The 25,140-nt window shown below is 69.9% G+C and carries 17 protein-coding genes; 12 read left to right on the top strand and 5 right to left on the bottom strand.

Annotation, left to right across the window (positions count from 1 at the left end; translation table 11 throughout):
- Positions 1-89 precede the first annotated feature (89 nt).
- Positions 90-2,483: a S9 family peptidase gene (locus tag ASE10_RS09155; protein ID WP_055907716.1), complete on the bottom strand. Its 2,394-nt coding sequence runs from the start codon at positions 2,481-2,483 to the stop codon at positions 90-92.
- Positions 2,484-2,658: 175 nt separating this feature from the next.
- On the opposite strand from ASE10_RS09155, the gene ASE10_RS09160 reads away from it, so the two are divergent.
- The 4 genes from ASE10_RS09160 (at position 2,659) to ASE10_RS09175 (ending at position 9,581) form a co-directional block, all read left to right on the top strand.
- A complete protein-coding gene (locus ASE10_RS09160) occupies positions 2,659-4,071 on the top strand; it encodes a cytochrome ubiquinol oxidase subunit I (protein WP_055907720.1) in 1,413 nt (470 codons plus the stop codon).
- A gap of 72 nt (positions 4,072-4,143) precedes the next feature.
- Complete coding sequence (gene cydB, locus ASE10_RS09165; RefSeq protein ID WP_055907723.1) at positions 4,144-5,151, top strand: cytochrome d ubiquinol oxidase subunit II; 1,008 nt, start codon at positions 4,144-4,146, stop codon at positions 5,149-5,151.
- A gap of 862 nt (positions 5,152-6,013) precedes the next feature.
- The gene (locus tag ASE10_RS09170) at positions 6,014-6,268 is read left to right on the top strand and encodes a YcgL domain-containing protein (protein ID WP_055907726.1); all 255 of its coding nucleotides are present in this window, start codon (positions 6,014-6,016) and stop codon (positions 6,266-6,268) included.
- Entirely contained in the window at positions 6,261-9,581 is a 3,321-nt protein-coding gene (locus tag ASE10_RS09175) for an ankyrin repeat domain-containing protein (RefSeq protein WP_056304720.1), read from the top strand. The genes ASE10_RS09170 and ASE10_RS09175 overlap by 8 nt, the downstream gene beginning before the upstream one ends.
- A gap of 39 nt (positions 9,582-9,620) precedes the next feature.
- Here ASE10_RS09175 and ASE10_RS09180 read toward each other — a convergent pair whose 3' ends face one another.
- Complete coding sequence (locus tag ASE10_RS09180) at positions 9,621-11,456, bottom strand: monovalent cation:proton antiporter-2 (CPA2) family protein (RefSeq protein ID WP_055907732.1); 1,836 nt, start codon at positions 11,454-11,456, stop codon at positions 9,621-9,623.
- Positions 11,457-11,741: 285 nt separating this feature from the next.
- Between ASE10_RS09180 and ASE10_RS09185 the strand changes: the two genes are divergently transcribed.
- From ASE10_RS09185 to ASE10_RS09195, 3 genes are all read left to right on the top strand, one after another.
- The gene (locus tag ASE10_RS09185) at positions 11,742-12,650 is read left to right on the top strand and encodes a hypothetical protein (protein WP_157480819.1); all 909 of its coding nucleotides are present in this window, start codon (positions 11,742-11,744) and stop codon (positions 12,648-12,650) included.
- 99 nt (positions 12,651-12,749) lie between these two features.
- Positions 12,750-13,607 carry a hypothetical protein gene (locus ASE10_RS09190; RefSeq protein WP_055907739.1) on the top strand — a complete coding sequence of 286 codons (858 nt, stop codon included), beginning with the start codon at positions 12,750-12,752 and terminating at the stop codon, positions 13,605-13,607.
- Between the two features lie 328 nt (positions 13,608-13,935).
- Positions 13,936-15,726, top strand: coding sequence for an XVIPCD domain-containing protein (locus tag ASE10_RS09195; RefSeq protein WP_157480820.1), 1,791 nt, complete (start codon positions 13,936-13,938; stop codon positions 15,724-15,726).
- A 443-nt stretch (positions 15,727-16,169) separates the two neighbouring features.
- Here the strand turns inward: ASE10_RS09195 and rho are convergent, their stop codons facing one another.
- Both rho and trxA read right to left on the bottom strand, forming a co-directional pair.
- Positions 16,170-17,882, bottom strand: coding sequence for a transcription termination factor Rho (gene rho, locus ASE10_RS09200; RefSeq protein ID WP_055907744.1), 1,713 nt, complete (start codon positions 17,880-17,882; stop codon positions 16,170-16,172).
- 248 nt (positions 17,883-18,130) lie between these two features.
- A complete protein-coding gene (trxA, locus tag ASE10_RS09205) occupies positions 18,131-18,463 on the bottom strand; it encodes a thioredoxin (RefSeq protein ID WP_055907747.1) in 333 nt (110 codons plus the stop codon).
- A gap of 246 nt (positions 18,464-18,709) precedes the next feature.
- Here trxA and rhlB point away from each other — a divergent pair, with 246 nt between their 5' ends.
- The 5 genes from rhlB (at position 18,710) to ung (ending at position 24,016) form a co-directional block, all read left to right on the top strand.
- Positions 18,710-20,464 (top strand): ATP-dependent RNA helicase RhlB, encoded by a 1,755-nt coding sequence (gene rhlB, locus ASE10_RS09210; RefSeq protein ID WP_055907750.1) that lies wholly within the window; start codon positions 18,710-18,712, stop codon positions 20,462-20,464.
- 249 nt (positions 20,465-20,713) lie between these two features.
- Entirely contained in the window at positions 20,714-21,400 is a 687-nt protein-coding gene (ftsE, locus tag ASE10_RS09215) for a cell division ATP-binding protein FtsE (RefSeq protein ID WP_055907753.1), read from the top strand.
- Positions 21,397-22,341 carry a permease-like cell division protein FtsX gene (ftsX, locus tag ASE10_RS09220; RefSeq protein ID WP_055907756.1) on the top strand — a complete coding sequence of 315 codons (945 nt, stop codon included), beginning with the start codon at positions 21,397-21,399 and terminating at the stop codon, positions 22,339-22,341. The genes ftsE and ftsX overlap by 4 nt, the downstream gene beginning before the upstream one ends.
- Positions 22,342-22,475: 134 nt before the next feature.
- Positions 22,476-23,312, top strand: coding sequence for a response regulator (locus ASE10_RS09225; RefSeq protein WP_055907759.1), 837 nt, complete (start codon positions 22,476-22,478; stop codon positions 23,310-23,312).
- Complete coding sequence (gene ung / locus ASE10_RS09230) at positions 23,309-24,016, top strand: uracil-DNA glycosylase (protein ID WP_055907762.1); 708 nt, start codon at positions 23,309-23,311, stop codon at positions 24,014-24,016. The genes ASE10_RS09225 and ung overlap by 4 nt, the downstream gene beginning before the upstream one ends.
- Positions 24,017-24,086: 70 nt before the next feature.
- Here the strand turns inward: ung and ASE10_RS09235 are convergent, their stop codons facing one another.
- A complete protein-coding gene (locus ASE10_RS09235; RefSeq protein ID WP_055907764.1) occupies positions 24,087-24,716 on the bottom strand; it encodes an XRE family transcriptional regulator in 630 nt (209 codons plus the stop codon).
- Positions 24,717-25,140: the final 424 nt, after the last annotated feature.

Raw genomic sequence — 25,140 nt, forward strand, 5'->3', positions numbered from 1 at the left:
CAGATCGAGCCACCGCATGTGCGAGCGCCGGGCTGCCCCACCGGCCGGCGGGGCGCGCGGCATCGCCGCGCACCCCGATTCGCACGGGCTTACTTCAAGTTGCGCTCGAACAGCTCGTAGATGCGCCGGTACTCGTCGTACCAGCTGTCCGGATGGGTGAAGCTGTGGCGCTCCATCGGATACGGCGCGAGTTCCCACTTGTCCTTGCGCAGCTCGATCAGACGCTGCGACAGCATCACCGAGTCCTTGAAGAACACGTTGTCGTCGATCATGCCGTGGGCGATCAGCAGGTGGTCCTGCAGGCCGTCGGCGTATTCGATCGGCGAGGACTTCTTGTACGCCTCCGGGTCCAGCTCCGGCGTGTTGAGGATGTTGGAGGTGTACTCGTGGTTGTACTGCGACCAGTCGGTGACCGGGCGCAGCGCGGCGCCGGCTTTGAACTTGCCGGGCTCGCGGAACAGCGCCATGAAGGTCATGAAGCCGCCGTAGGAGCCGCCGTAGATGCCGGCGCGGTCGCCGTCGCCCTGCTTCTGCGCGATCAGCCAGTCGCGGCCGTCCAGGTAGTCCTCGAGTTCCGGATGGCCCATCTGGCGATAGATCGCGGTGCGCCAGTCGCGGCCCAGGCCGGCGCTGGCGCGGTAGTCCAGGTCCAGCACCACGTAGCCCTGCTGCACCAGCAGGTTGTGGAACATCTGCTCGCGGAAGTAGTTCGGGTAGCGCGCGGTGACGTTCTGCAGGTAACCGGCGCCGTGCACGAACATCACGATCGGGTATTTCTTGCCGGGTTCGTAGTTCTTCGGGCCGTAGAACTTGCCCCAGATCGTGCCGGCGCCGTGCTTGGACGGCACCTGCACGAACTCGGGCTGGATCCATTCGCGCTGCTTGAACTCCGGCGTACGGGTGTCGGTGAGCTTGCTCAGGCCTTCGCCGTCGGTGCCGATCACCGCCAGCTGCGCCGGCATGTAGCTGGAGGAATAACGCAGCAGCAGGCGCTTGCCGTCGGGCGATAGCGTGAAGTCTTCGACGCCGTCGAGCGCGGTGACTTCGCGCACCGCGCCGCCGTTGCGGTCGACCGCGCAGACTTCGTAGTCGCCCGGCCATTTGCGGTTGCAGGCGAAGTAGAAGCCGCGGCCGTCGGCGCTAACCTGCGGCGAGGACACTTCCCAACGGCCCGAGGTCAGCGCACGCGCCGCGCCGTTGCCTTCGCTCAGGTACAGGTGGGCGTAACCGCTCTGCTCGGACAGCCACCACAGCGCCGGCCCGGCATTGCCGGAAGCCGGCAGCCAGCCGAAGTCGGTGGTGTTCCAGCCGACCCAGGCCGGGTCGCTGCTGCGGTTGCGCACCACCAGCGTGGCCTGGGCCAGGTCGACCGTGGTCAGCCAGCGGTCCTTGTTGTCGACCGCGCGCACCAGCACCGCGGCCTGGCGGCCGTCGTCGCTCCAACGGATCGCAGGACCGCTGCCGTCGCCGTCGGTTTCGATCCGCACCGCGCGACCGCCCTTGAGCGGGTCCTTCTTCGCGGCCTGGCGCATCGCCGCGAGCGGGTCGTCGGCGATGCCGGGCAGGCGGTCGTACTTGAGTTCGGTGACCTTGCCGCCGGCGATGTCGATCAGCCACAGCTTCTGCGGCAGCGGCGCGCCGCGGCCGACGCGGGTGCGCACTTCCTCGAATTCTTCGTAACCCGATTCGGTCACGTACTTGGGCATCTTGCCGACCTGGCCGGCGTCGGCGCCCTTGGCCTGGGTGACGGCGAGCATCCAGCGACCGTCGGGCGAAAGCGCGCTGTCGGAAATCTCGACATCGCTGCCCAGGTAGATCGGCGCCGGCGCGCGGCTGCCGTCGGCGCGGCGCCAGGCCTCGTCCTGCTCGCGTGCGGCATCGCGCCTGGCGCGGTCGTCCTTGAGCGTGCGGATGGTCGCGAGCTGGCGATCGCGCAGATCGTCGGCCTTCGGCGGCTTGGCCGGATCGTTCTCGGCCTTGAGCTGCGCGGCCTGGCTCACGCCCTGGCCGGCGCGCCACTGGTACCAGTTGTTGTCGACGCGGAACACCAGGTTCCCGTCGCGGCTCCACTGCGGACGCGATTCGTTGTCGTTGCTGCGCGTGACCTGGGTGAGCGCGCCGCTGCGCAGGTCGCGCACGAACACATCGCCGTTGCGCACATAGGCCATGCGCGTGCGCTGGGCGTCGTAAACCGGCTGCGCGGCATCCAGATCGGCGCGCGCGGCGCCGTCGATCTTCGCCGCCACCGCATTGGCGCCGGTGCCCTGTTGCCAGATGTCGCGCACGGTCGCGCCTTCGCGCTTGAGTTGGTACTGCACGCGCTGGCCGTCCCAGGCCCACCACGCCTGTTCCACCGGCGGGCCGATCCAGTCGGGGTCGGCCATGGTCTGGGCGAGCGTGATCGGGGTTTGGGCGTGGGCGCTGGGGGCCATAAGAAACAGCGCGGCCAGCGACAGGGTCAGAGCGTTCGGAACTAGGCGCATCGGCGGACCTGGTTGGAAGTCTAGGGTGGGCAAATTGACGCAGGGTAGCAGCCTCAATAGTTTGCGCGATTGGGCCATGCGTCACGGTGCTTTACCGGGCCTGATGACGCGGCGCACAATGTTCCTGCGCATCTGAAGTCCCGTTGGAATCGCGGGACATGACAGGAGTCGTGACGTGGATGCATTGATGCTGTCGCGTATCCAGTTCGGGTTCGTGATCTCGTTCCACATCCTGTTCCCGGCCTTCACCATCGGCTTGGCGAGTTGGCTGGCCTTCCTGGAATGGCGCTGGCTGCGCACGCGCGACACCGTCTGGCGCGACCTGTTCTTCTTCTGGACCAAGGTCTTCGCCGTGTCCTTCGGCATGGGCGTGGTGTCCGGCATCGTCATGAGCTTCCAGTTCGGCACCAACTGGGCCGTGCTGAGCGAACAGGCCGGCAACATCCTCGGTCCGCTGCTGTCCTACGAAGTGCTGACCGCGTTCTTCCTGGAAGCGACCTTCCTGGGCGTGATGCTGTTCGGCTGGAACCGGGTCGAAGAGAAGATGCATTTCCTCGCGACCTGCATGGTCGCGCTGGGCACCTTGATCTCGACGTTCTGGATCATCTCGGCCAACAGCTGGATGCAGACGCCGGCCGGCTACAAGATCGTCGAAGGCGTGTTCGAACCCGATAGCTGGTGGGCGATCGTCTTCAATCCCTCGTTCCCGTATCGCCTGGCGCACATGGTGCTGGCGGCGTTCATCACCACCTGCTTCGTGATCGGCGGCGTCAGCGCGGGTTATCTGCGTCGCGGCGTGCACGTCGACGCGGCGCGGCGGATGCTCAAGGCGGCGGTGATCTTCGCCGCGATCACGGTGCCGACCCAGGTGTTCGTCGGCGATCTGCACGGCCTCAACGCACGCGAGCATCAGCCGATCAAGGTCGCGGCGATGGAAGCGCATTGGGAGGCCAAGCCCAAGGGCGAGGGCGTGCCGCTGGTGCTGTTCGCGGTGCCCAACGAGAAGGCCGAGCGCAACGATTACGAAGTCGCGATCCCGAAGCTGGGCAGCATCATCCTGACCCACACGCTGGACGGCGAGGTCCAACCGCTGAAGTCGGTGCCGCCGGAAGATCGCCCGCCGGTGAAACCGGTGTTCTACGCGTTCCGGGTGATGATCGGCCTGGGCGTGACGATGCTGTCGCTGGTACTGGCTTCGCTGTGGGCGTGGAAGCGCAAGCAGTTGTACGAAGGCCGCGGCTTCGGGCGCTGGGTCCTGAACGGTTGGCGCGCGATGACGCTGAGCGGCTTCGTCGCGATCCTGGCCGGCTGGTACGTGGTCGAGATCGGTCGCCAGCCCTACGTGGTCTACGGCCTGCTGCGCACCGCCGATGCGGTCAGCGCGATCGACGCCGCGAGCGTGATGACGTCGCTGATCGTGTTCGCGGTGGTGTACCTGACCGTGTTCGGTGCGGGCGTCGGTTATCTGCTCAAGCTGATCCGCAAGGGCCCGCAGCCGCACGAGCCGGCGCCGCGTCCGGGCCTGGGCGACAAGACGCCGGCGCGGCCGCTGTCGGTGCCGGACGAGCCGGCCGACAGCAAGGCGTGATCGCTTGCGCGCGGCCCGCGCGCATGCACGACAGTCCCGCCGCTGCGGGAGCGACACAGAAGGTGGTGGACGATGGAATACTGGCTGCCAATCGTATGGTTCGGCGTGATCGGCTTCGGCGTGCTGATGTACGTGCTGCTGGACGGCTTCGTGCTCGGCCTGGGCATCCTGGCGCCGTTCGCCGAGGACGAGGGCCAGCTCGATCACATGATGAACACCGCCGCGCCGATCTGGGACGGCAACGAAACCTGGCTGGTGCTGGGCGGTGCCGGTTTGCTGGCGGCGTTCCCCAAGGCCTATGCGGTCGTGTTGTCGGCCCTGTACCTGCCGGTGCTGTTGATGCTGATCGCGCTGGTGTTCCGCGGCGTCGCGTTCGAGTTCCGCTTCAAGGCGCATCGCGCCAAGCCGGCCTGGGGCGCGGCGTTCGCGCTGGGCTCGCTGCTGTGCGCGTTCGCGCAGGGCGTGATCCTGGGCGCGCTGGTCGAGGGCATGCCGCTGCAGGGCGGCAAATACGTCGGCGGCGTGTTCGGCTGGTTCAGTCCGTTCTCGATGCTGACCGGCGCGGCGGTGGTGTTCGGCTACGCGCTGCTGGGCTCGACCTGGCTGATCCTGAAGACCGAGGGCCGCATGCAGCAGATCGCGCGCACCCTGACCCGGCCGCTGGTGCTGGTGGTGGTCGTGTTCATGGGGCTGGTCAGCGCATGGCTGCCGTTCCTGGACTCGCGGATCATGGCGCGCTGGTTCGACGGGGCCAACTTCCTGTGGCTGTCGCCGGTGCCGTTGCTGGTGCTGGTCAATGCGTTCGCGCTGTGGCGCGCGGCGATGCGCGAGGGCCGCGACCTGGCGCCGTTCGTGCTGACGCTGTGCTTCTTCATGCTCGGATTCGCGGGGCTGGTGCTGGGCATCTGGCCGAACATCGTGCCGCCGGGGCTGACGATCTGGGACGCGGCGTCGCCGCCTTCGTCGCAGGGGTTCGTGCTGGCGGGACTGGTGGTGTTGCTGCCGGCGATCCTGGGCTACACGTATTGGTCGTATAGCGTGTTCAAGGGGAAGATTGCGGCGGATGCGGGGTATCACTGAGGCTGGCGGCCTCTTGCCACCCGCCTTGGGGTAGGAGCGGCGTGAGCCGCGACCACGACTCCGGCTGCCGCGTGAGTTTCGATGCGGATCGGCTCCGCTTTCTGCTTTCTGTGGAAGCGGCGTAAGCCGCGATCGCGAATTCCGTTTGCTGCGCTGGTTTCGTTCTTAAGCAACAGCTTCCGCCCGCTGCGCATGCGGGTCACGTTCTCTTGCCACTCGCTTTGGGGTAGGAGCGGCGTGAGCCGCGACCGCAACCTCCAGTTGCTGTGTGAGTTTCGATGCGAATCGGCTTTCGCTTTCTGCCTTCTGTGGGAGCGGCGTAAGCCGCGATTTCGAATTCCGTTTGCTGCGTGGTTTCGTTCTTAAGCAACAGCTTCCGCCCGCTGCGCGTGCGGGTCACTTTCTCTTGCTAGCCCAAGAGAAAGTAACCAAAGAGAAGGGCTTGCCTTTCGAAGGAACATCCTGTTCCTCGAAAAACGGCGCGCGTCCTGCGCGCCGCCCTTCGGGTCTGGGTGGGGCTGGGCGAGTGCGGGCATTGGATTTCAATGCCGCGGCAACGGCAACGGCAACGGCAACGGCAACGGCAACGGCAGCGGCAACGGCAACGGCAATCGCAACCGGATGGCGAGGCGACAACTGGCGGCTGCCGGGACGGCCTGGAAGGCGGCGGCGGCCCCTCCGGAGCGCCACGCCAGGGACCCCGGTCACCCGCCACTCCGGCCCCGGCTTCAGCGCCCCCGCTACCAGCCCGCCCCGCGCCTGACGCTGAACGTCAGAGTTCGCGTGACGCGGATGGGCAGGTATGCTGTGTGTCACATAAATCCGCACCGAAAATCCGACCGGGAGCCGAGCCGTCCAGCGCATGCAAACCTACGTCTACAAGAGCCTCCGCAAGGACGAAACCTACGTCTTCCTGGCCGTGCGCGACGATTTCGAGCGTCTGCCCGAACCGCTGCGCACCCAGCTGGGGGCGCTGCAGTTCGTGCTCGAAGTGGCGCTGACGCCGGAACGCCAGCTGGCCCGCGGCGATACCGCGGTGGTGCGCGAGAACCTGGCGGCGCGCGGTTTCCATATCCAGTTCCCGCCGCGGCACGACGAAGTGCGGTCCGATGCCTGAGCGCCGTCGTCCCTGGTCCGAGCCCAAGCACGCCCGGCTGCGCCTGGCCGCGACTGCGGCGGCGGGGCTCGCGTTGGCGCTGCTGAGCGGGTTCGGCGGCGTGGTCGCCGCGGTCGCCGGCACCCTGGCGCAGCCGGCCTATGCGCTGGCGGTGCGGTTCTGGCGCGATGGCGCCGATCAGCCGCGCGCCGCGGCCTGGCTGCACGACGCCGGTTCGGTGGCGCTGCTGTGGGCCGCGGGCGTGGCCGCGCTGGCGCTGGTGGTGGCCTGGCCCTTGTCGTCGCTGCTGCAGACCGGCTCGCTGATGGCGGCGCTGGGGCTGAGCGCGGTCGCCGGTGTCGCCCTGTTGGGCCTGTGGCGGGTGTGGCCGCTGTGGCATGAACTGGAGCGCGACGGCGGCGGCCTGCGCGAGTACTGGCAGGCCCTGGGCGAATTGGAGCTCGGCGCCTGGCGCGGACTGGGCGCGGCCGCGATAGTCGCCGCGCTGGCCGCCGCGGTGATCGCGCTGGCCTGGCCGGGTTTGTTGTCCGAGGGCGGGCGCTGGGCGTCGGCGGTCGCGCTGGCGCTGGGCTCGCCGCTGCTGCACTGGCTGCTGCAGCGGATCGAGCCGGCCGACCCGCTGCCGGGGCTGGATTTCGCCGTCGACGAAGAGCCGCTGGACGCCGCCCAGGCGCCGCTGCTCAGTGGCGAGCCGCTGGAGCCGGCGCTGTATGCGGCGGCGCGCGGCGGCCGGGTCGAGCGCGCGCTGGAACTGATCGAACTGGGCGCCGACGTCAACGCCGCGCCGCCCGCGGACGAGCGCGACCAGCGCAGTCTGGCGGTGCTGGCGGCGGTGCTGCCCGACCTGCGCCTGCTGCGCGCGCTGATCGCGCACGGCGTCGACCTCAATGCCGCCACCGCGGGCATGACCCCGCTGCTGGCCGCGACCCGCGACAGCTGGCACGGCCGTCCGGACGCGGTCATGACCCTGCTCGCCAACGGCGCCGATCCGCGCCTGGCCGACGGCGACGGCAATACCCCGCTGCACCACGCCGCGCGCAGTTCCGACCCCGGCGTGGCCGCGCTGCTGCGCGACGCCCAGGCCGAACTCGACCCGCTCAATCGCGACGGCCAGTCGCCGCTGGGCGTGGCCTGCGCCGGCGGCAATTGGCGCCTGGCCAAGTTCCTGCTCGAACGCGGCGCGCGTCCGGAACCCGCCGGCGGCCAGCCGGTGCTGCTGGCCGCGGCCGGTACCGAAGAGGACGATCCGGCCGGCGTCAGCCTGCTGCTCAAGCAGAAGGCCAAGATCGACGCGCGCGACGGCCACGGCCGCAGCGCCCTGCACGAAGCCGCCTACGCCGGTCATCTGGACATCGTCAGCGTGCTGCTCGCCGCCGGCGCCGATCCCAATGCGATCGACGCGCGCAGCCGCACGCCCCTGCTGGAAGCCGCGCGCGGCGCGCGCCTGGGCGTGCTCGAGCGCCTGCTCGAACACCTGCCGCGCGGCGGCGTCGCCGAAGCGGCGATGACCGACGCCGACGGCCGCAACGCGCTGGCGCTGGCCTGCATGGCCGACAACGCGACCCCGGCGCTGGTGCAGCGCCTGCTCGATCTGGGCGTGGACCCCGAACAGCGCGACGCGATCGGCAAGCGCGCGGTGGATCGCGCCGCCGAGGCCGGGCGCTGGTCGCTGGTGGCCGCGCTCGACCGCGCCTATCCGCTGCCGGCCGCGGTCAGCGACGACGAGGCCGGCGACGCGCCGCTGCCCGACCGCATGCCCGCCAGCCTGCTGCGCGACGGCCTGCGCGAAGGCCGCGCCGCCGACCTGGGCGGCCTGGCCAAGCTGCTGACGCCGGCCGAACTGGGCGCCCAGCTGCACGACGAAGACAATGCGCCGTCGCCCGAACGCATCGCCTGGCTGCTGGCGCAGGGCGCCGACGCCGAAGCCCGCGACGCGCACGGCGACACTCCGATGTTCGCGCTGCTGGCGCGCGGTCCGGCCGCGGTCCCGGCGTTGCAGGCGCTGCTGCGGCGCGGCGTTTCGCCCGCCGGTGCCGGCGGCCTGGCGCGCTTCCTGGCCGCCTGCGCCAGCGCCGAGCAGGCCGCGCGCGGCCTGGAACAGTTCGCCCTGGACCTGATCGAACGCGGCGCCGACCCGTTCGCGCATTCGCGCAACGGCGACCCGCCGCTGGCGCTGGCCGTGCGCCTGGGCTGGACCCGCCTGGTCGATCGCCTGGTCGAGATCGGCGTCGCCCTGGACACCCGCGACAGCCACGGCATGAGCGCGCTGCACCTGGCCGCCGCGCTCGGCCGCGAGACCATGCTCAAGCGCCTGGTCGCGCAGGGCGCATCGCCCGACCTGCTCGCCGCCGACGGCCAGAGCCCGCTCGGCGTGGCGCTGTCGACCGGCCGCCGCGACCTCGCCGACTGGCTGGACTGGCGCGGCTGGCCGCTGCCCAAGCGCCCGCTGCAGGCCTACGACGTGCCGGCCGCGGCGATCGTCGGCGACGCCGACGCGGTGCGCCGCCTGCTCGATCTCGGTCTGCCGGTGGATGCGCTCGACCGCCAGGGCTGCAGCGCGCTGCTGCGCGCGGCCGGCGGCGGCCATCGCGCCGTGGTCGATCTGCTGCTGGCGCGCGGCGCCGATCCGCAGCTGCCCGCGCATTCCGGCGCGACGCCCTTGTCGGCCGCGGTCAGTATGCGCCACGGCGAAATCGTCGACCGCCTGGTCGCCTCCGGCGCCTCGCTGGAACAGCGCCTGCCCGGCGGCCTGACCGTGCTGATGGTCGCCTGCGCGCTGGGCCTGACCGACCTCGCCGCACGCCTGCTTGCGGCCGGCGCCGACGTCCACGCCCAGGACGCGCAGGGCCGCATGGCCCTGCATTGCGCGTCCATGTACGGCTTCACCGCGCGCGAGCGCAGCCGCCTGGTGGCCCTGTTCGACACCCTGCTGCTGGCCGGCGTCGACGCCGATCAGTCCGCCGCCGGCGCCACTCCGCTGTTGCTGCTGCTGGGCGCGCGCGCCGAGCCCGGTACCGCCGCCGACGAGGAAGTGCTGGTCGCCGGCCTGGACCTGCTGCTCGACCACGACGCCGCGCTCGACGCCCAGGACCCGCGCGGCTTCGGCCCGCTGCACCTGGCGGCGTTGCACGGCCTGCTGCGGGTGGTCCAGCGTCTGCTGCGCGCGGGCGCCGATCCGGACCTGCGCGACGCCCTCAACCGCACCCCGCGCGAGATCGCGGTGATGCGCGGCTTCGTCGATATCGCCGCCGAGTTCGCCCCGCCGACGCCGGGCAACGGCGTGTCGATGGCGCGTTTCCTGCGCGAGCGTTGAGTCGCCTAGCGACGCGGCGCCGTTGCGGCGCCGCGCGGTTCAATGCAGCGAGCGCTGCGCCGCCGCGTCGGCCTCGGCGGTGATCTCGCCCAGGATGCCTTCGCCCTGGTCGGCCTCGAACAGCTCTTCCAATTCCTTGCGCGCGTCCTTGGCCGACTGCAGCAGCGCGGCTTCGTCGTCGTGGACCAGGTACTGGGCGTTGAGCATGCGTTCGTCGTGCTCGCGGAAGCGTTCGGTGTGGTCGCGCGCGACCTCGGGCGCCACGCCCAGCGACGTCAGCACGTGCTCGCCCAGCTTGAGGCTGGAATAGAAGGTCTCGCGGATCGGCTCGGCGCCCAGGTCCATCAGCTGCCAGGCGTGCCGGCGGTCGCGTGCGCGCGCGAACACCTTGGCGCGCGGGTACAGCCGGCGCAGGGTGCGCACGGTGCGGATGTTGCCGTCGAGGTCGTCGATGGCGATCACGAACACGTCGACCTGGGCCGCGCCGGCCGAACGCAGCAGTTCGGGGCGCGCGGGATCGCCGTAATAGACCATGTTGCCGAAGCGGCGCATGAAGTCGACCTGGTCGGCGCTGTTCTCGATGGCGATGAACGGCACTTTGTGCGCCAGCAGCAGGCGCGCGACGATCTGGCCGAAGCGGCCCATGCCCGCGATCATCACTTTGGGGTGGTTGTCGGGGATCCGGTCGAACTCGCGCTTGGGCTTGGCCTTCGGCGCGGCCGACAGCGCGCGAGAGATCGCGATCAGCAGCAGCGGCGTCAGCGCCATCGACACGCCGACCGCGGCGATCAGGCGATCGCGGGACGGGTCGTCGAGCAGGCCGGCGTTGACCGCTTCGTTGAATACGATGAAGGCGAACTCGCCGCCCAGCGACATCACCGCCGCCAGCTGTATCGATTCGCGCCGGTCCAGGCCGCCCGGGTGCAGGCCGACGCCGAACAGCAGCGCGAACTTGATCAGCATCAGCACGGCCACCATCGCCGCGATCATCGCCGGCTCCGAGACCACGCGCTGCAGGTCGATGCTCATGCCCACGGCCATGAAGAACAGGCCCAGCAGCAGGCCCTTGAACGGATCGATCTGCGATTCGAGCTCGTGGCGGAATTCCGAGTCGGCCAGCAGCACGCCGGCGATGAAGGCGCCCAGGCCCGCCGACAGGCCGGCGATCTGCATCACCCAGGCCGCGCTGAGCACGGTCAGCAGCGCCGCGCCGGTGAACACTTCCGGCATCTGGGTGCGCGCGACGATCCGGAACACGTGCCGCAGCAGCACCCGGCCGCCGAAGATCACCGCCGCGATCGCGCCGACCGCCTTGGCGATGGCCATCCATTGCAGGCCGCCGCCGTGCACCGCCGCGGCCTTGCCCAGCAGCGGAATCGCCGCCAGCAGCGGGATCGCGGCCAGGTCCTGGAACAGCAGGATCGCGAACGCGAGCCGGCCGTAGTCGCTGGTCAGTTCCTTGCGTTCGGACATCAACTGCAGGCAGACCGCGGTCGAAGACAGCGCCAGGCCCACGCCCACCACCACCGAGGCCTTCCATCCCAGGCCGCCGCCGAACATCGCGACCGCGCCCAGGGCCAGGCCGCTGAGCAGCACCTGCAGGCCGCCGGCGCCGAACACCGGCTTGCGCATCACCCGCAGCCGCGACGGCGACAGTTCCAGGCCGATCACGAACAGCATCATGACCACGCCGATTTCCGACGCCGCCAGCACCGGCTCGGCGTCGCGGATCACCTTGACCCCGTACGGGCCCAGGACCACGCCGGCGGCGAGATAGCCCAGCACCGCGCCCAGCCCGAAACGCCGGAAGACCGGCACCGCGATCACCGCGGCGAGCAGAAAGACCAAGGCGAGTTCCAGACCACCGCTATGCATGCATCACCTCGTCGCTGAGTAGATCGCGCCGACCGCGATAGCGTCATCTTACCCAGCGCCGCCGCCGCGGTGGATGCGCGTTGGCGGGAAACAGCTTCCGCCGCAGCGGTCCAATCGCCGCCGATGGCGCGTCGCAGCACGGTCGGGCCGCGTCGCCGTGCGGCGAAACGGTGATTTAGGCCCGCCTGGCCCGCGCGCGCATTGCTAAGCTCGCAACGCGCGCGGCCGCTGCACCGGCAGGACGTCGGGGTCGCGCGCATTCACGGCAACCACAGGAGCTACACGATGCAAGGAAACTCAAGCAAGTTGGCCGCGTTCGCGCTGGCCGCTCTTACCGGCGCCGCCCTCACCGGCGCCGCCCAGGCCCAGGCGCCGCAAGCCGCGCCCAAGCCGGCGGTGGACTCGATCATGACCACCCGCGTCGACAGCGAGATCGCGATCGACCCCAGCGGCGCCCTGATCGACTACCGCAGCGAAACGCCGCTGCCCGACGACGTCAGGACCAGCCTGGAGCGCCAGGTCCGCGCCTGGCGTTTCGAACCGGTGCTGGTCGAGGGCAAACCGGTCAAGGCCAAAACCCGCATGCGCATCACCCTGGCCTCGCGCCAGCTCGGCGACGAGCGCTACGCGGTCACCGTCGATAACGTCACCTTCCCCAGCAATGGTTCGGGAGTGTTGCCGGATGCGCCGCCGTCCGCGGTCACGGTCAGCAGCCGCAAGATCGTTGCGCCGGCCTATCCCCAGGGCCTGGCGCGTGCCGGCGTCGGCGGCGTGGTGCTGCTGTACCTGCGCCTGTCGCCGGACGGCCGCGTGCTCGATGCCGCACCGGTGCAGACCAGCCTGCTCAACGTCTACGGCAACGACCGCAGCCTGGCCCAGGGCGTGTCGGCGCTGGAGCAGGCCACCGCGCGCGCCGCGCGCAGCTGGCAGTTCAACGTCCAGGTCCACACCGACCATCCCAGCGCGCGCGATCTCACCGTCAGCATGCCGGTGGAGTTCCAGGCCCCGGGCGCGCACGAGACCCGACCCGGGCAATGGCGCACCGAAGTCCGCGGCGCGCGCCGCGAGGCGGCCTGGCTGCGCGACGACGCCGGCGCCCAGCGCATCGGCGTGTCCGATGTGGACTCTGGCGACGTGGTCCCGCTGGCGAGCGCGTTCAAGCTCGCCAGCGAAGTGCAGGGCCTCGCGCTGTAAGCCGGCCCGCGGCCGCCGGGTTTATCTCCCGGCGGCCGTTGTCCGCCGCCGTGCGGTCCGTACGTCCGTCTATTGGGACAGCCACAAAGGACGGCGGCCATGGGCGACTCGCAAGGAATACGCAACGGCCCGAAGGCGTTGACGCTGGCGGCGGCACTGATCGCCGCCGCACTCATCGGCACGACTGCGCAGGCCCAGGGCGGCTCGGGTTACTTCCGTTACGCCGATGCGCGCCTGGCGCTCAAGCACGCGGTCGCCGTGAGCGAAGAGCCGACCGATCGGGCCGACGAACGCCGCACCCTGGTGTTCCTCAGCGCCGAGCCGCTGGACGCGGCCGCGATCGCGGCCGCCTTCGACGCCGCCGACGCGGTGCGCGACCAGAAACCGGCGGGCGGCTACGTGCGCGTATGCATCGCCGCCGACGGCAGCGAGTGCGGCCTGTACTACTCGCCCGAGGGCTTCAACAGCGGCGGCTACGGCGAACTGAGCCTGCAGCGCAACGAGCCCGCCCACATCGCCGGCCGCTGGCTGCTGGCGAAGGGCGATTTCCTCGGCACGCCCTACGACTACGACCTGCGTTTCGACACCCCGATCGTGCCCGCGCCCGGCAGCGACCTGCCCGCCGGCGGCGGCGCGCCCGGCGCGGCCTACAACGCCTGGCTGGACGCCCTGGCCAAAGGCGACGTCGCCGCGCTGCGGCGCATGGGCGGCGAGGACGCGCGCTGGCGCTTTCCCGACGACGACCCGGGCACGGTCAAGGAATCGCTGAAATCCCTGCGCGACGGCGAACCGCTGCGCGCGCAGATTTCGCGCGGCCGCCAGCACGCCGACCAGGCCGTGCTCTGGGTGGAAGGGGTGGACCGCGACGACATCCGCCGCCGCGGCCGCGTGCTGATGCGCCGCAGCGCGGCGGGCTGGCAGCACGTCGAATCCGATCTCGACAGCGTCGACGAGTGAATGCCGAACGCCTGCGGCCTGGATGCCATCCGACGGGATTGAGCATCCGCCCCGCCGGCTCCGAAGGCCTCGCACCACGGGGCTTTTCTCTCTGGGTCCGTCGCGCCGCGCAAGGCGAAACCGGCGTCCACGGCCGAATCCGGCATGCCACGCCGATACGGGCCGCCGCCTGCGGCCCCAGGCGGGCTCGGCCCGCCTGCCCGGCGCCCACCACACGCCCCCGAATTGCCCCGGTCACGGGACGGGCGCATGATTCAGGTTCGACCCCCGGCCGGAGCGCCAGGGGTCGGTACACCAGGAGCTAGTTCACCGAACAAGGAGTAAGTCCATGAATGCAGTGGTCGATTCGATCGACAGCGGCAACCGGGGCGGCGTGTCCGTCGCCCGCCGCTGGTACGCGGGACAGGGTGCGCCGCAGGAACGCGCCCTCAACTACACGGCGCTGCTACCCGCCGACGACGAGTGGTCGCGCGACAACGTGCTCCGCGCGATCGTCGCCGACGCTTTGCAGCGCAACGGCCAGGTCGTGGACGAGGACACCCTCGAAGCCACGGTGGCCTCGGTCTCAGCCCCCGGCGGCGCGCTCGCGCAGACGGCGCTGACCTGGAAGCTGCACCCCGGCGAGACCCGCGCCGACGGCCGCGCCTCGCCGCCGTTCCACGGCTATGCGGTGGAGGTCCCCGCCAACCTGCAAAACTCGCTGGCCGAGTACGCCAAGACCTGGTCGGCGCAGCGCGATGCCGGCCCCGAGGCGCCGATCGACAAACCCTTGGCCGAGCTCCAGCAGCTCGCCCGCAGCGGCGGTCACGGCGACATCGCCCAGACCCTGGCCGCTTTGGAAGCCGCGATCCAGGCCGGCAGCGCCGCCAACCAGGCCGGCAAGCCGATCGACGCGGTGGCCATGGCCGCCGTGCTGCAGTTCGCGACCAGTACCGGACGCGAGCGCGAGGCGGCGAAGATCCTCGAGCGCTACAGCGCGGTCAAAGGCGTGGCTAACGACGCCAAGCTCATCGGCCAGGACGCCGAACGCGTCTTCAACGGTCGCGACCCGATCACCCGCAAACCGCTGGACACCGACCGCCGCGTCGACGCCGCGTTCGACCTGCTCGGCAACGGCTTCAAGATGGCCGGCGATGTCGGCGCCACCGCCTTGATGCTGGGCGCGCGCGGCTCCCTGGTTACCGGCCTGATCGGCGTCGCGCCGGCGGGCGCGGCCATCGTCGCCTTCGCCGCCGGTGCGTACCAGTTGATCAAGCACATCCGCGAGGAACTGCTGGCGCCGCGCTGGGAAGAATTCCGCGAGCGCTTCCCGTTCGCCGAGGGCCTGGAGCCGCGCAAGGCGATCAACGGCGTGATGCGCCAGATCTCGGGCATGCCCACCGACGCCGGCAACGCCATGTCCACCGCCACCCGCGTGCTCGACGCGCTGGGCGAGAACGCGGAAACGCGCGAGCGCTTCCTCGCTTTCCTCAAGCAGAAGGTGCAACCCGAGTCGCTGGTCGACATCCTCGCCTCCGGCCAGGGCCTGGAGCGCCTGAGCGCGCAACAGGCCGTCGATCTGGCCAAGGCGGCGAAGAGTTCGTCCAGGGAGTTCCTCGACCTGGAGCTCAAGGACGTCAAGCGCTACGTGCGCGATCGCGACGGCGACCGCGAGCGCGGCACCTATCTGCTGCCGGCGGCGGCGCAGGAGGCGGCCAACCGCAACACCAACAAGCTCGGCGGCGCGATCGACGAAGGCCTGCGCGTGGCCGGCGCCCTGACCAGCGGCGCGAATTCCTTGAACGGCATGTACAAGGACATGCTCGACAAGCTCAAGGGCGTCGATCCCGCGCAGGTCAAGCTCAACCAGCAACAGCAGCAGAACCTGGCCGCGGCGCTGGTGCCCGTGACCCGCGACGGCGGCCTGACCCAGGTCGATCATCTGTTCGCGAGCAAGGACGGCAGCAAGCTGTTCGCGGTGCAGGGCGATCCGCAGTCGGCGACCCGGCGCATGGTCTCGATAGACGTGGCCGCCGGTGCCAGCCAGAGCCTGGAAGTGAGCAGCCAGCTGGCGGCGCGCAACATGGCCAGCGGCGAGACGACGCAGCAGCAGGCGCAGGGTGGCGGTCGCGGGTTCTGACCCTACCAACTGCACCAGAGAAACGCCCCGCGCTGCGGGGCGTTTCTTTTTCCAGGCTGCCGAATGCGGCAGCGCTTCGATGCGCTGGGTAGGAGCTGCGTAAGCTGCGACTGCGAACCTGCGACTACTGCGTCGGCTCTTCCCCATTGAGAAGGGGGTGAGGGGCTCCTGCCGTTGTTCTGTTAGCGGCAAAAGCATTCGCGCTTTACGCTCATCCCCTCACCCTAGCCCTCTCCCGCAAGCGGGAGAGGGAACAGCAACGACGCTAGCTGCTTTTAACTCATCTCCCTGCAAGCGGGAGAGGGAATCCTTGCGACGCTGCTGCTTTAGCCCCTCTCCCGCTTGCGGGAGAGGGGTTGGGGTGAGGGCCGCCCACCCCTCATCGCCCAAACAAAAACGCCCCGCACAAAGCGGGGCGTTTCGCGGCGCCGGCGAAGCGCGCCTCAGCGCTTCATCGAACTGAAGAACTCGTCGTTGGACTTGGTGGTCTTCATCTTGTCCAGCAGGAACTCCATCGCGCCGATCTCGTCCATGCCGTGCAGCAGCTTGCGCAGGATCCAGATCTTCTGCAGCAGTTCCGGCTCGATCAGCAGGTCCTCGCGGCGGGTGCCGGAGCGGTTGATGTTGATCGCGGGGTAGACGCGCTTTTCGGCGATACGGCGGTCCAGGTGCACTTCCGAGTTGCCGGTGCCCTTGAACTCTTCGTAGATCACCTCGTCCATCTTGCTGCCGGTGTCGATCAGCGCGGTCGCGATGATGGTCAGCGAGCCGCCTTCCTCGACGTTGCGCGCGGCGCCGAAGAAGCGCTTCGGACGGTGCAGGGCGTTGGCGTCGACGCCGCCGGTCAGGACCTTGCCCGAGCTGGGCACGACGTTGTTGTAGGCGCGGGCCAGGCGGGTGATCGAGTCAAGCAGGATCACCACGTCCTTCTTGTGTTCGACCAGGCGCTTGGCGCGCTCGATCACCATCTCGGCGACCTGGACGTGGCGGCCGGCGGGTTCGTCGAAGGTCGAGGAGACCACTTCGCCGCGCACGGTGCGCTGCATTTCGGTCACTTCTTCCGGACGCTCGTCCACCAGCAGCACGATCAGGTGCACGTCGGGGTGGTTGTGGGTGATCGCGGTGGCGACCTGCTGCATCAACATGGTCTTGCCGGCCTTGGGCGGCGAGACGATCAGGGCGCGCTGGCCCTTGCCCTGCGGCGCCATCAGATCGAGGATGCGGCCGGTGATGTCTTCGGTCGAACCGTCGCCGCGCTCGAGCCGGAACTTGCGGCGCGGGAACAGCGGGGTCAGGTTCTCGAACAGGACCTTGTTCTTGGACGCTTCCAGCGGCTCGCCGTTGATGGTGTCGACGATGGAGAGGGCGAAATAGCGTTCGCCGTCCTTGGGGAAGCGGATGCGGCCGGACAGGTGGTCGCCGGTGCGCAGGTTGAAGCGGCGGATCTGGCTGGGCGAGATGTAGGTGTCGTCCGGGCCGGCCAGGTAGCTGGCCTCGGCCGCGCGCAGGAAGCCGAAGCCGTCGGGCAGGATTTCCAGCACGCCGTCGGCGGCGACGCCTTCGCCGTGGCGGGTCAGGACCTTGAGCAGGGCGAAGATCACGTCCTGCTTGCGGGCGCGGGCGACGCCTTCCTGGATGCTCAGCTGGTCGGCTAGGTCGAGCAGTTTCGGCGCGGGCATGCGCTTGAGGTCGCCCAGCGAGTACTGCGGGAAGCCTTCCGGCACCTGCGGGTGCGGGCGCGGGACGAAGTTCTCGCCGTTGCCGCCGTCGTTGAACATGCCTTCGTCGCGCGGACGGCCGCTACGGTCGCCGCCGCCACCACCACCGCGTTCGCGGTCGCGGCGATTGCGGAAGCGGTCGCGGCGGTTGCCGCCGCGGTTGTTGTCGAAGTCGCGTTGAGCGTTGCCGCCTTCGCCACCGCCGCCGCCACCGCCCTGCGGCGCGCTCTCGCCGCCGGACGGGGCCGGTGCGGAGTCGCCTGCGGAGGGAGCGGGAGCGGCCGGGGCGGCCGGTGCGGGGGGCGCGGCCGGCGGCGGAGCGCTGGCGGCAGGAGCGGACGGACTGGCGGCGGCGGGAGCGGCGTCGGCTTTGGCGACACGCGGCTTGCGCACACGCTTTTCGGCGATATCGCCAGCGTCGGGGGTGTTATCGGACAAGCAGGGAATCCTCGCTAAGGGGCGAGCGCTCGCAGGCAGCGAGCGGGACGTCGGGGACGTGGGTGGATGATGGTTTCGCGAGATGGGGTGCGGCGCTGCCAGTGCTACGGTTCGGCGCCGGGTATGGCGAAACTAGCACTGCCGCTGCGCGGCGGCAAGCCTGGTGGGGCTTGCCGTTCACGTTGCCGGGCCGGGCCCGGCGGCCTTCGGCCTTCGCCCCGCATGGCGCGGGCGAAGGCGGGGGGCGATCAGATCGCCTTGTCGATCATCTGGGTCAGCAGGGTCTTGATGTTCGGCGGCGCGCCCAGCTGGCTGGAGTGGACCTGGCCGTCCTTGAACATCAGCAGCATCGGGATGCTGCGCACGTTGTAGCGGACCCCCAGCGCCGGGAATTCCTGAACGTCGACCTTGACCACCTTGGCCTTGCCGTCGTACTGGTCGGCGAGCTGCTCGACGATCGGCCCGATCGCCTTGCAGGGGCCGCACCAGGGGGCCCAGAAGTCGACCAGGACCGGTTCGGACGACTGCAGCACGGTGGCATCGAAGTCGGAATCGCCAGCATGCAGAACTTTTTCGCTCACGGGGATGATCTCCTGCGGGGTGCTCGCCCGTACGGAACGGGCTCTTCTTGAATGGAAACCCCGGGCGGGCCGTGCCGGGCGGGGGCTTACTGTAAACTGGGGCGTTTCGCGGCACCTTCAAGGGCTGCGCCACCGCCTCCCAGAGGCAGAACGTCGGGTCGGCCATGGGGTCTGCCCGGCCCCGGCAGTCTGCTTCGCCGACGCCACCCACGCAAGCGCAGTTCTGCGCGCGGACCCTTAAGACGCATGAGCGACAAGCCTTTAACCGATGTAACGTTCTCCTCGTTCGACCTGCATCCCAGCCTGCTCGCAGGCCTCGAAGCCGCCGGCTTCTCGCGCTGCACGCCGATCCAGGCGCTGACCCTGCCGATCACCCTGACCGGCCGCGACGTCGCCGGCCAGGCCCAGACCGGCACCGGCAAGACCCTGGCCTTCCTGGTCACCGTCATCAACCGCCTGCTGACCCGTCCGGCCCTGGCCGAGCGCAAGCCCGAAGACCCGCGCGCCCTGATCCTGGCCCCGACCCGCGAGCTGGCGATCCAGATCCATAAGGACGCGGTCAAGTTCGGTTCCGAGCTGGGCCTGAAGTTCGCCCTGGTCTACGGCGGCGTCGACTACGACAAGCAGCGCGAGCTGCTGCAGAAGGGCGCCGACGTCATCATCGCTACGCCCGGCCGCCTGATCGACTACGTCAAGCAGCACAAGGTGGTGTCGCTGCACGCCTGCGAGATGTGCGTGCTGGACGAAGCCGACCGCATGTTCGACCTGGGCTTCATCAAGGACATCCGCTTCCTGCTGCGGCGCATGCCGATCCGCACCGAGCGCCAGACCTTGCTGTTCTCGGCGACCCTGAGCCACCGCGTGCTCGAGCTCGCCTACGAGCACATGAACGAGCCCGAGAAGATCGTCGTCGAAACCGAGTTCATCACCGCGGCCAAGGTGCGCCAGAAGGTGTACTTCCCGTCCGACGAAGAGAAGATCCCGCTGCTGCTGGGCCTGCTGTCGCGCTCCGAGGGCGCGCGCACCATGGTGTTCGTCAACACCAAGGTCTGGGTCGAGCGCGTGGCGCGTTCGCTGGAGCGCGGCGGCTACCGGGTCGGCGTGCTGTCCGGCGACGTGCCGCAGAAGAAGCGCGAGTCGCTGCTCAACAAGTTCCAGAAGGGCCAGCTCGAGATCCTGGTCGCCACCGACGTGGCCGCCCGCGGCCTGCACATCGACGGCGTCAGCCACGTCTACAACTACGACCTGCCGTTCGATGCCGAGGACTACGTCCACCGCATCGGCCGCACCGCCCGCCTGGGCGCCGAGGGCGACGCGATCAGCTTCGCCTGCGAGCGCTACGCGATGAGCCTGCCGGACATCGAGAGCTACATCGAGCAGAAGCTGCCGGTGGCCACGGTCGACGCCGACCTGCTGGTCGCGCTGCCGCGCAAGCCGCGCGAAGTGCCGGCGGGCGAGGAAGGCGAAGAGAACGAAAGCATCGGCGCGATCTTCAAGGAAGCGCGCGAGCAGCGCGCCGCCGACGAAGAGCGTCGTGGCGGCGGTCGCAGCGGCAGCCGCAGCGGCGGTTCGCGCGACGGCGGCCGTCGCGAGGGCGGTCCGCGTCGCGAAGGTTCGCGCAGCGAGCGTCCGCGCCGCGAGCCCGGCGCCGCCGCACCCGCTGCCACGGCGGAAGGCGCCGCACCGCGTCCGCCGCGTCCCGAGCGCAAGCCGCGTCCGGAAGGCGAGGCGGCTCCGGTCGCCACGGCCGCGGTCGAAGGCGAGCACGCACCGCGCAAGCGCCGCCGTCGTCGCGGCGGTCGGCGCATCGAAGGCGCCGAGGGTGCGACGCCCGGTCAGACCACCCAGGTCGCCGCAACCAAGGCCGCACCGGCCGCCAAGTCCGGCGCCGCCAAGCCCGCTCCGGCGGGCGAGAGCGACGCCAAGCAGGGCGGCCTGCTCAGCCGGATCGGCCGCGGCCTGAAGTCGCTGGTCACGCGCGCACCGCGTTCGCAGCACTGACGCAGGCGGGCGCAGGCTCGCGCGGCGACACGATACGGGCGCCCTGGGGCGCCCGTTTTCGTTTTCGTACGCAGCGGGGCGCGGCTTACCGCTGCCGATGCGGTCCTGCGGGCGGCGGTGGTCGATCGCGGTGCCTTCCTTGTTGCACGACGTCAGGGCGCTGGCATTGGCCGGGTGCAGGCGGAAACGCGGCGCGCGCCATGAAACATGATGTGTTCTCGCGAATCGCTCATCTGCGATACTTCCGCCATGACCGTCCTGCGCTTCGACAACGTCAGTAAACGCTACAGCAGCGGCCACGAGGCGCTCAGCGAAGTCAGCTTCGACGTCGCCCCCGGCGAGATGCTGTTCGTCACCGGCCACTCCGGCGCCGGCAAGAGCACGCTGTTGAAGCTGATCCACCTCAGCGAGCGGCCCAGCCGCGGCGCGGTGCTGTTCGGCGACAAGAACCTGCTCAAGGTGCGCGGCCGCCGCGTCGCCCTGCATCGGCGCGAGGTCGGCGTGGTCTATCAGGACCACCGCCTGCTCGCCGACCGCAGCGTCGCCGACAACGTCGCCCTGCCGTTGCTGCTGCGCGGCCTGCGCCGCGGCGACATCGCCAAGCGCGTGCGTGCGGTGCTGGACAAGGTCGGCCTGGGCTCGCGCGAACGCGCGCTGCCGGGCGAACTGTCGGCCGGCGAACAGCAGCGCGTCGGCATCGCCCGCGCGATCGTCGGCGAGCCGCGCCTGCTGGTCGCCGACGAGCCCACCGGCAACCTCGACCCGACCCTGTCGGCGGAGATCCTGGCGCTGTTCGCCTCGCTGCCCGAGCGCGGCACCAGCGTGCTGGTCGCCAGCCACGATCTGGCCCTGGTCAAACGCATGCGCAAGCGCGTGCTGGTCTTGAACCAGGGCCGCCTGGTCGACGACATCTCGCCGCAGGACCTGGCCGAATGAACGTCAAATCCGACGCGCCTTCCGATTCGCGCTCGCGCCTGGGCACCTGGGTCGACCACCACGTCTACAGCCTGGTCGCCAGCCTCGGCCGCATGCTGCGCAAGCCCTGGGCGACCGCGCTCACCGTCGGCGTGATGGCGGTGGCGCTGGCGTTGCCGCTGGGCTTGTGGGCGGCGCTGAGCAACGTCGAACGCTTCACCGGCGACGTCGAGCAGTCGCGCCAGATCGCGGTGTTCCTCAAGCCCGGCCTGGCCGCCGAACGCGCCAGCGCGCTCGCCGACGAGCTGCGCGCGCGCCGCGACATCGCCGCGGTCGAGCTGCGCACGCCCGAACAAGGCCTGGCCGAACTGCGCGAGAAGAGCGGCCTGGGCGAGGCGATCGCGACCCAGGACGGCAACCCGCTGCCCGCTCTGCTGCTGATCACGCCCAAGGGCGACGAGCTGCTGCTGGCCGAATCGCTGAAGACCCTGCCCGACGCCGATCTGGTCCAGCACGACGCCGGCTGGCGTCAGCGCCTGGACGGCTGGCTGCGCTTCGGCAGCCGCCTGGCCTGGGTGCTGGCGGCGCTGCTTGGGTTGGGCGCGTTGCTGGTGGTCGGCAACACCGTGCGCCTGGACATCCAGTCGCGGCGCGAAGAAATCAGCGTGCTGCAACTGCTGGGCGCGACCGACGGCTTCATCCGGCGTCCGTTCCTGTACCTGGGCGCCTGCTACGGCCTGGTCGCCGGCGCCTTGGCGCTGGCCCTGCTGACAGCCGCCGACATCTCCCTGCGCCAGCCGCTGGCGGAACTGGCGCGCAGCTACGGTAGCGCGTTCGCCCTGCACGGCTTCGACCTGCGCTACGCGGCCGCGATCGTCGTCGGCGCCGCGCTGCTGGGCTGGCTCGGCGCCGGGCTGGTGACCGGGCACTATCTGCGCCAGACCCGCCCCACCGACACCTGATCGGCCGGCCCGGATTCGCCGCCGCAGCGGCCGATCTCTCCGGGACGATACGCCAGACTCGGAATCGACAGCGTTTCGCGCCTAAACTCGGACTCCCTTCGCGCCCTCGTCGATAGCGACCCGATCCGTACCGCATGCACAGTCACGATCTACGCCATTTCGACAACGCCGCACCCCGGGTGATGGTCGTCGACGGTTCCAAGCTGGTACGCAAGCTCATCGGCGACGTGCTCGCGCGCGAGCTGCCGAACGTCGAGGTCGTGCCCTGCGGCAGCATCGCCGAGGCGCGCGCGGTCCTGGGCGGCGGCGCGGTCGACCTGGTCACCACCTCGCTGGTGCTGCCCGACGGCGACGGCATCGGCCTGGCACGCAGCGTGCGCGAGGCCGGCGGCCAGGCCTACGTGCCGGTGATCGTGGTCTCCGGCGACGCACAGTCGCACCTGGAATCGCGCCGCTTCACCGAAGACGTCACCGACTATTTCGACAAGTCCCTGGGCCACAGCGCGCTGGCCGCCTTCATCCGCGGCTACGTCCAGCCCGAGCCGATCCCCGGCGCGCGCGTGCTCTACGTCGAGGACAGCCGCGTGGTCGCGGTCGCGACCAAGCGCATGCTCGAACGCCACGGCCTGCAGGTGCTGCATTTCATCGGGGTCGAGGAAGCGCTGGAATACATGGAAACCCACCGCGGCAACGACGACGTCGGCGCCGACCTGGTGCTGACCGACGTCTATCTGAAAGGCGCGCTCAGCGGCAACGATCTGCTCGAACGCCTGCGCCAGGACTACAAGTACGGCAAGCGCCGCCTGCCGGTGCTGGTGATGACCGGCGACGCCAACCGCGACAACCAGAGCGAACTGCTGCGCGCCGGCGCCAACGACCTGGTGCTCAAGCCGATCGAAGAACGCCTGCTGGTCACCAAGACCCTGTTCCAGCTGCGTTTGTCGCGGCTGCCGGAGCGGAGCTCGGCATGAACGGCGACGACGGCGAGCGGATCAAGCTGGAGCCTTCGTGGAAGGCGCGCGTCGGCGACTGGTTCGCCCGCGACGACATGCGCGCGCTATCGGCGTTCCTGCGCCAGCGCAAGGCCGCCGGCGCCCGCATCTACCCGCCCGGCCCGCAGATCTTCGCCGCGTTCGACGCCACCCCGTTCGAGCAGGTCAAGGTCGTCGTGCTCGGCCAGGACCCCTACCACGGCCCTGGTCAGGCCCACGGTCTGTGCTTCTCGGTCCCGCCCGGGGTGAGCGTGCCGCCGTCGCTGGACAACATCTATAAGGAGATCCACCGCGACCTCGGCCTGCCGCGCCCCGACCACGGTTATCTGATGCCGTGGGCGCACCGGGGCGTGCTGTTGCTCAACGCGGTGCTGACGGTCGAGGACGGCCGCGCCGGCGCCCACCAGGGCAAAGGCTGGGAGGGCTTCACCGACCACGTCGTCGACACCCTCAATCGCGAACGCGAAGGCCTGGTGTTCCTGCTCTGGGGCAGCTACGCCCAGGCCAAGGGCAAGGTGATCGATCCGCGGCGTCATCGCGTGCTCAAGGCACCGCATCCCTCGCCGCTGTCGGCGCACCGCGGCTTCATCGGCTGCGGGCATTTTTCGGCCGCTAACGAGTATCTGGCGCGTCAGGGCCAGACCCCGATCGACTGGTCGCTGCCGCCGCGCAGCGCACTCTGATCCGGCGCCGTCCGGGCGCCCGGGAAACCGCCTCGGCCGTTGCCGGCCCGAGACGCGGCATGGCCGCGGATCAGCGCGTTCCTTGGGCCGCCATCAGGGCTTCGAGCGCGCCCTGATCGTCGTCGCTCGCGCTGACCGTCATGATCGTGGCGGCCTCGCTGTCCGCGCCGATCACGTAGGCGTGGCCCATGTTCGCGTCGATGTAGACCGACTCGCCGCGTTGCAGCGGCAGCGGATCGTAGAACTCGGTGTGCAGCACCACCGTGCCTTCCAGGACGTAGACGAACTCCTCGCCGGAGTTGCGGGCGTAGGGCCCGAATTCGTCCAGGCTGCGCGCCCGCAGATGGGTCACGGCCGGGGTCATGCGCTTGTGGCGCAACTCTGGGCACAGATAGAAGGACTCGTAGTTTTTGCCGTCGATGCGGACCGCATCGCGGACCCGGCCGATGCTGCGGCGTGCGGTCACCGTCGGCACGCCGCCGTTCACGGTCTCCTCGGCGAACAGCTCCGACATGCGGATGTTCAGGCGCTCGCTGAGCTGCTGCAGCTTGTCGTAGGTCAGCGACAGGCGGTCGTGCTCGATCTTGGACAGGGTGGACAGCGGGATCCCGGAGCGCTCGCTCATCTGCTTCAGCGTCCACTTGTTGCGCGCACGTAGCGAGCGCAGCAGGCCGCCGATGGTCGGGTGGGGCGACTTCATGGATGAACTCTCCGCAGCATGAAAACGGTTCCGGTTGCGGCGAAACGAGGACGGGACGCCGATGCAGCCTCGGAACAGGCAAATGGTTCAGTATGTGAAAAATACACAAAACTGATGCCAAAAGTCAGCCTAATTCGTTGTTTGTCCGTGTTTTTTTGATCCCGGGACCGAGCGCCGCCGCCTCCGCTCGTGGCCGCGATCCCGGGCAGGGGCAGGCATTTCGTGCGCCCATGCGGCTTGAGTCCAGCTGCGTTGGAGTGCGAATTCATCGCCGTGCGGCGCTGCGCATGCATTCAAGCCGGGGCTGCGAATGGCAGCTCAGCGTCGCCCTACCGGGCCGATACCTGGGGCGGGCTCCGGCCATGCCCCCTGTGCCCGGACTCAACGGGCATCCACGAAAAGAATCCCGATACGGGTAGATTAT

The sequence above is a fragment of the Lysobacter sp. Root76 genome (genome assembly GCF_001428685.1).
In the GTDB taxonomy this organism is placed as follows: Bacteria; Pseudomonadota; Gammaproteobacteria; order Xanthomonadales; family Xanthomonadaceae; genus Lysobacter.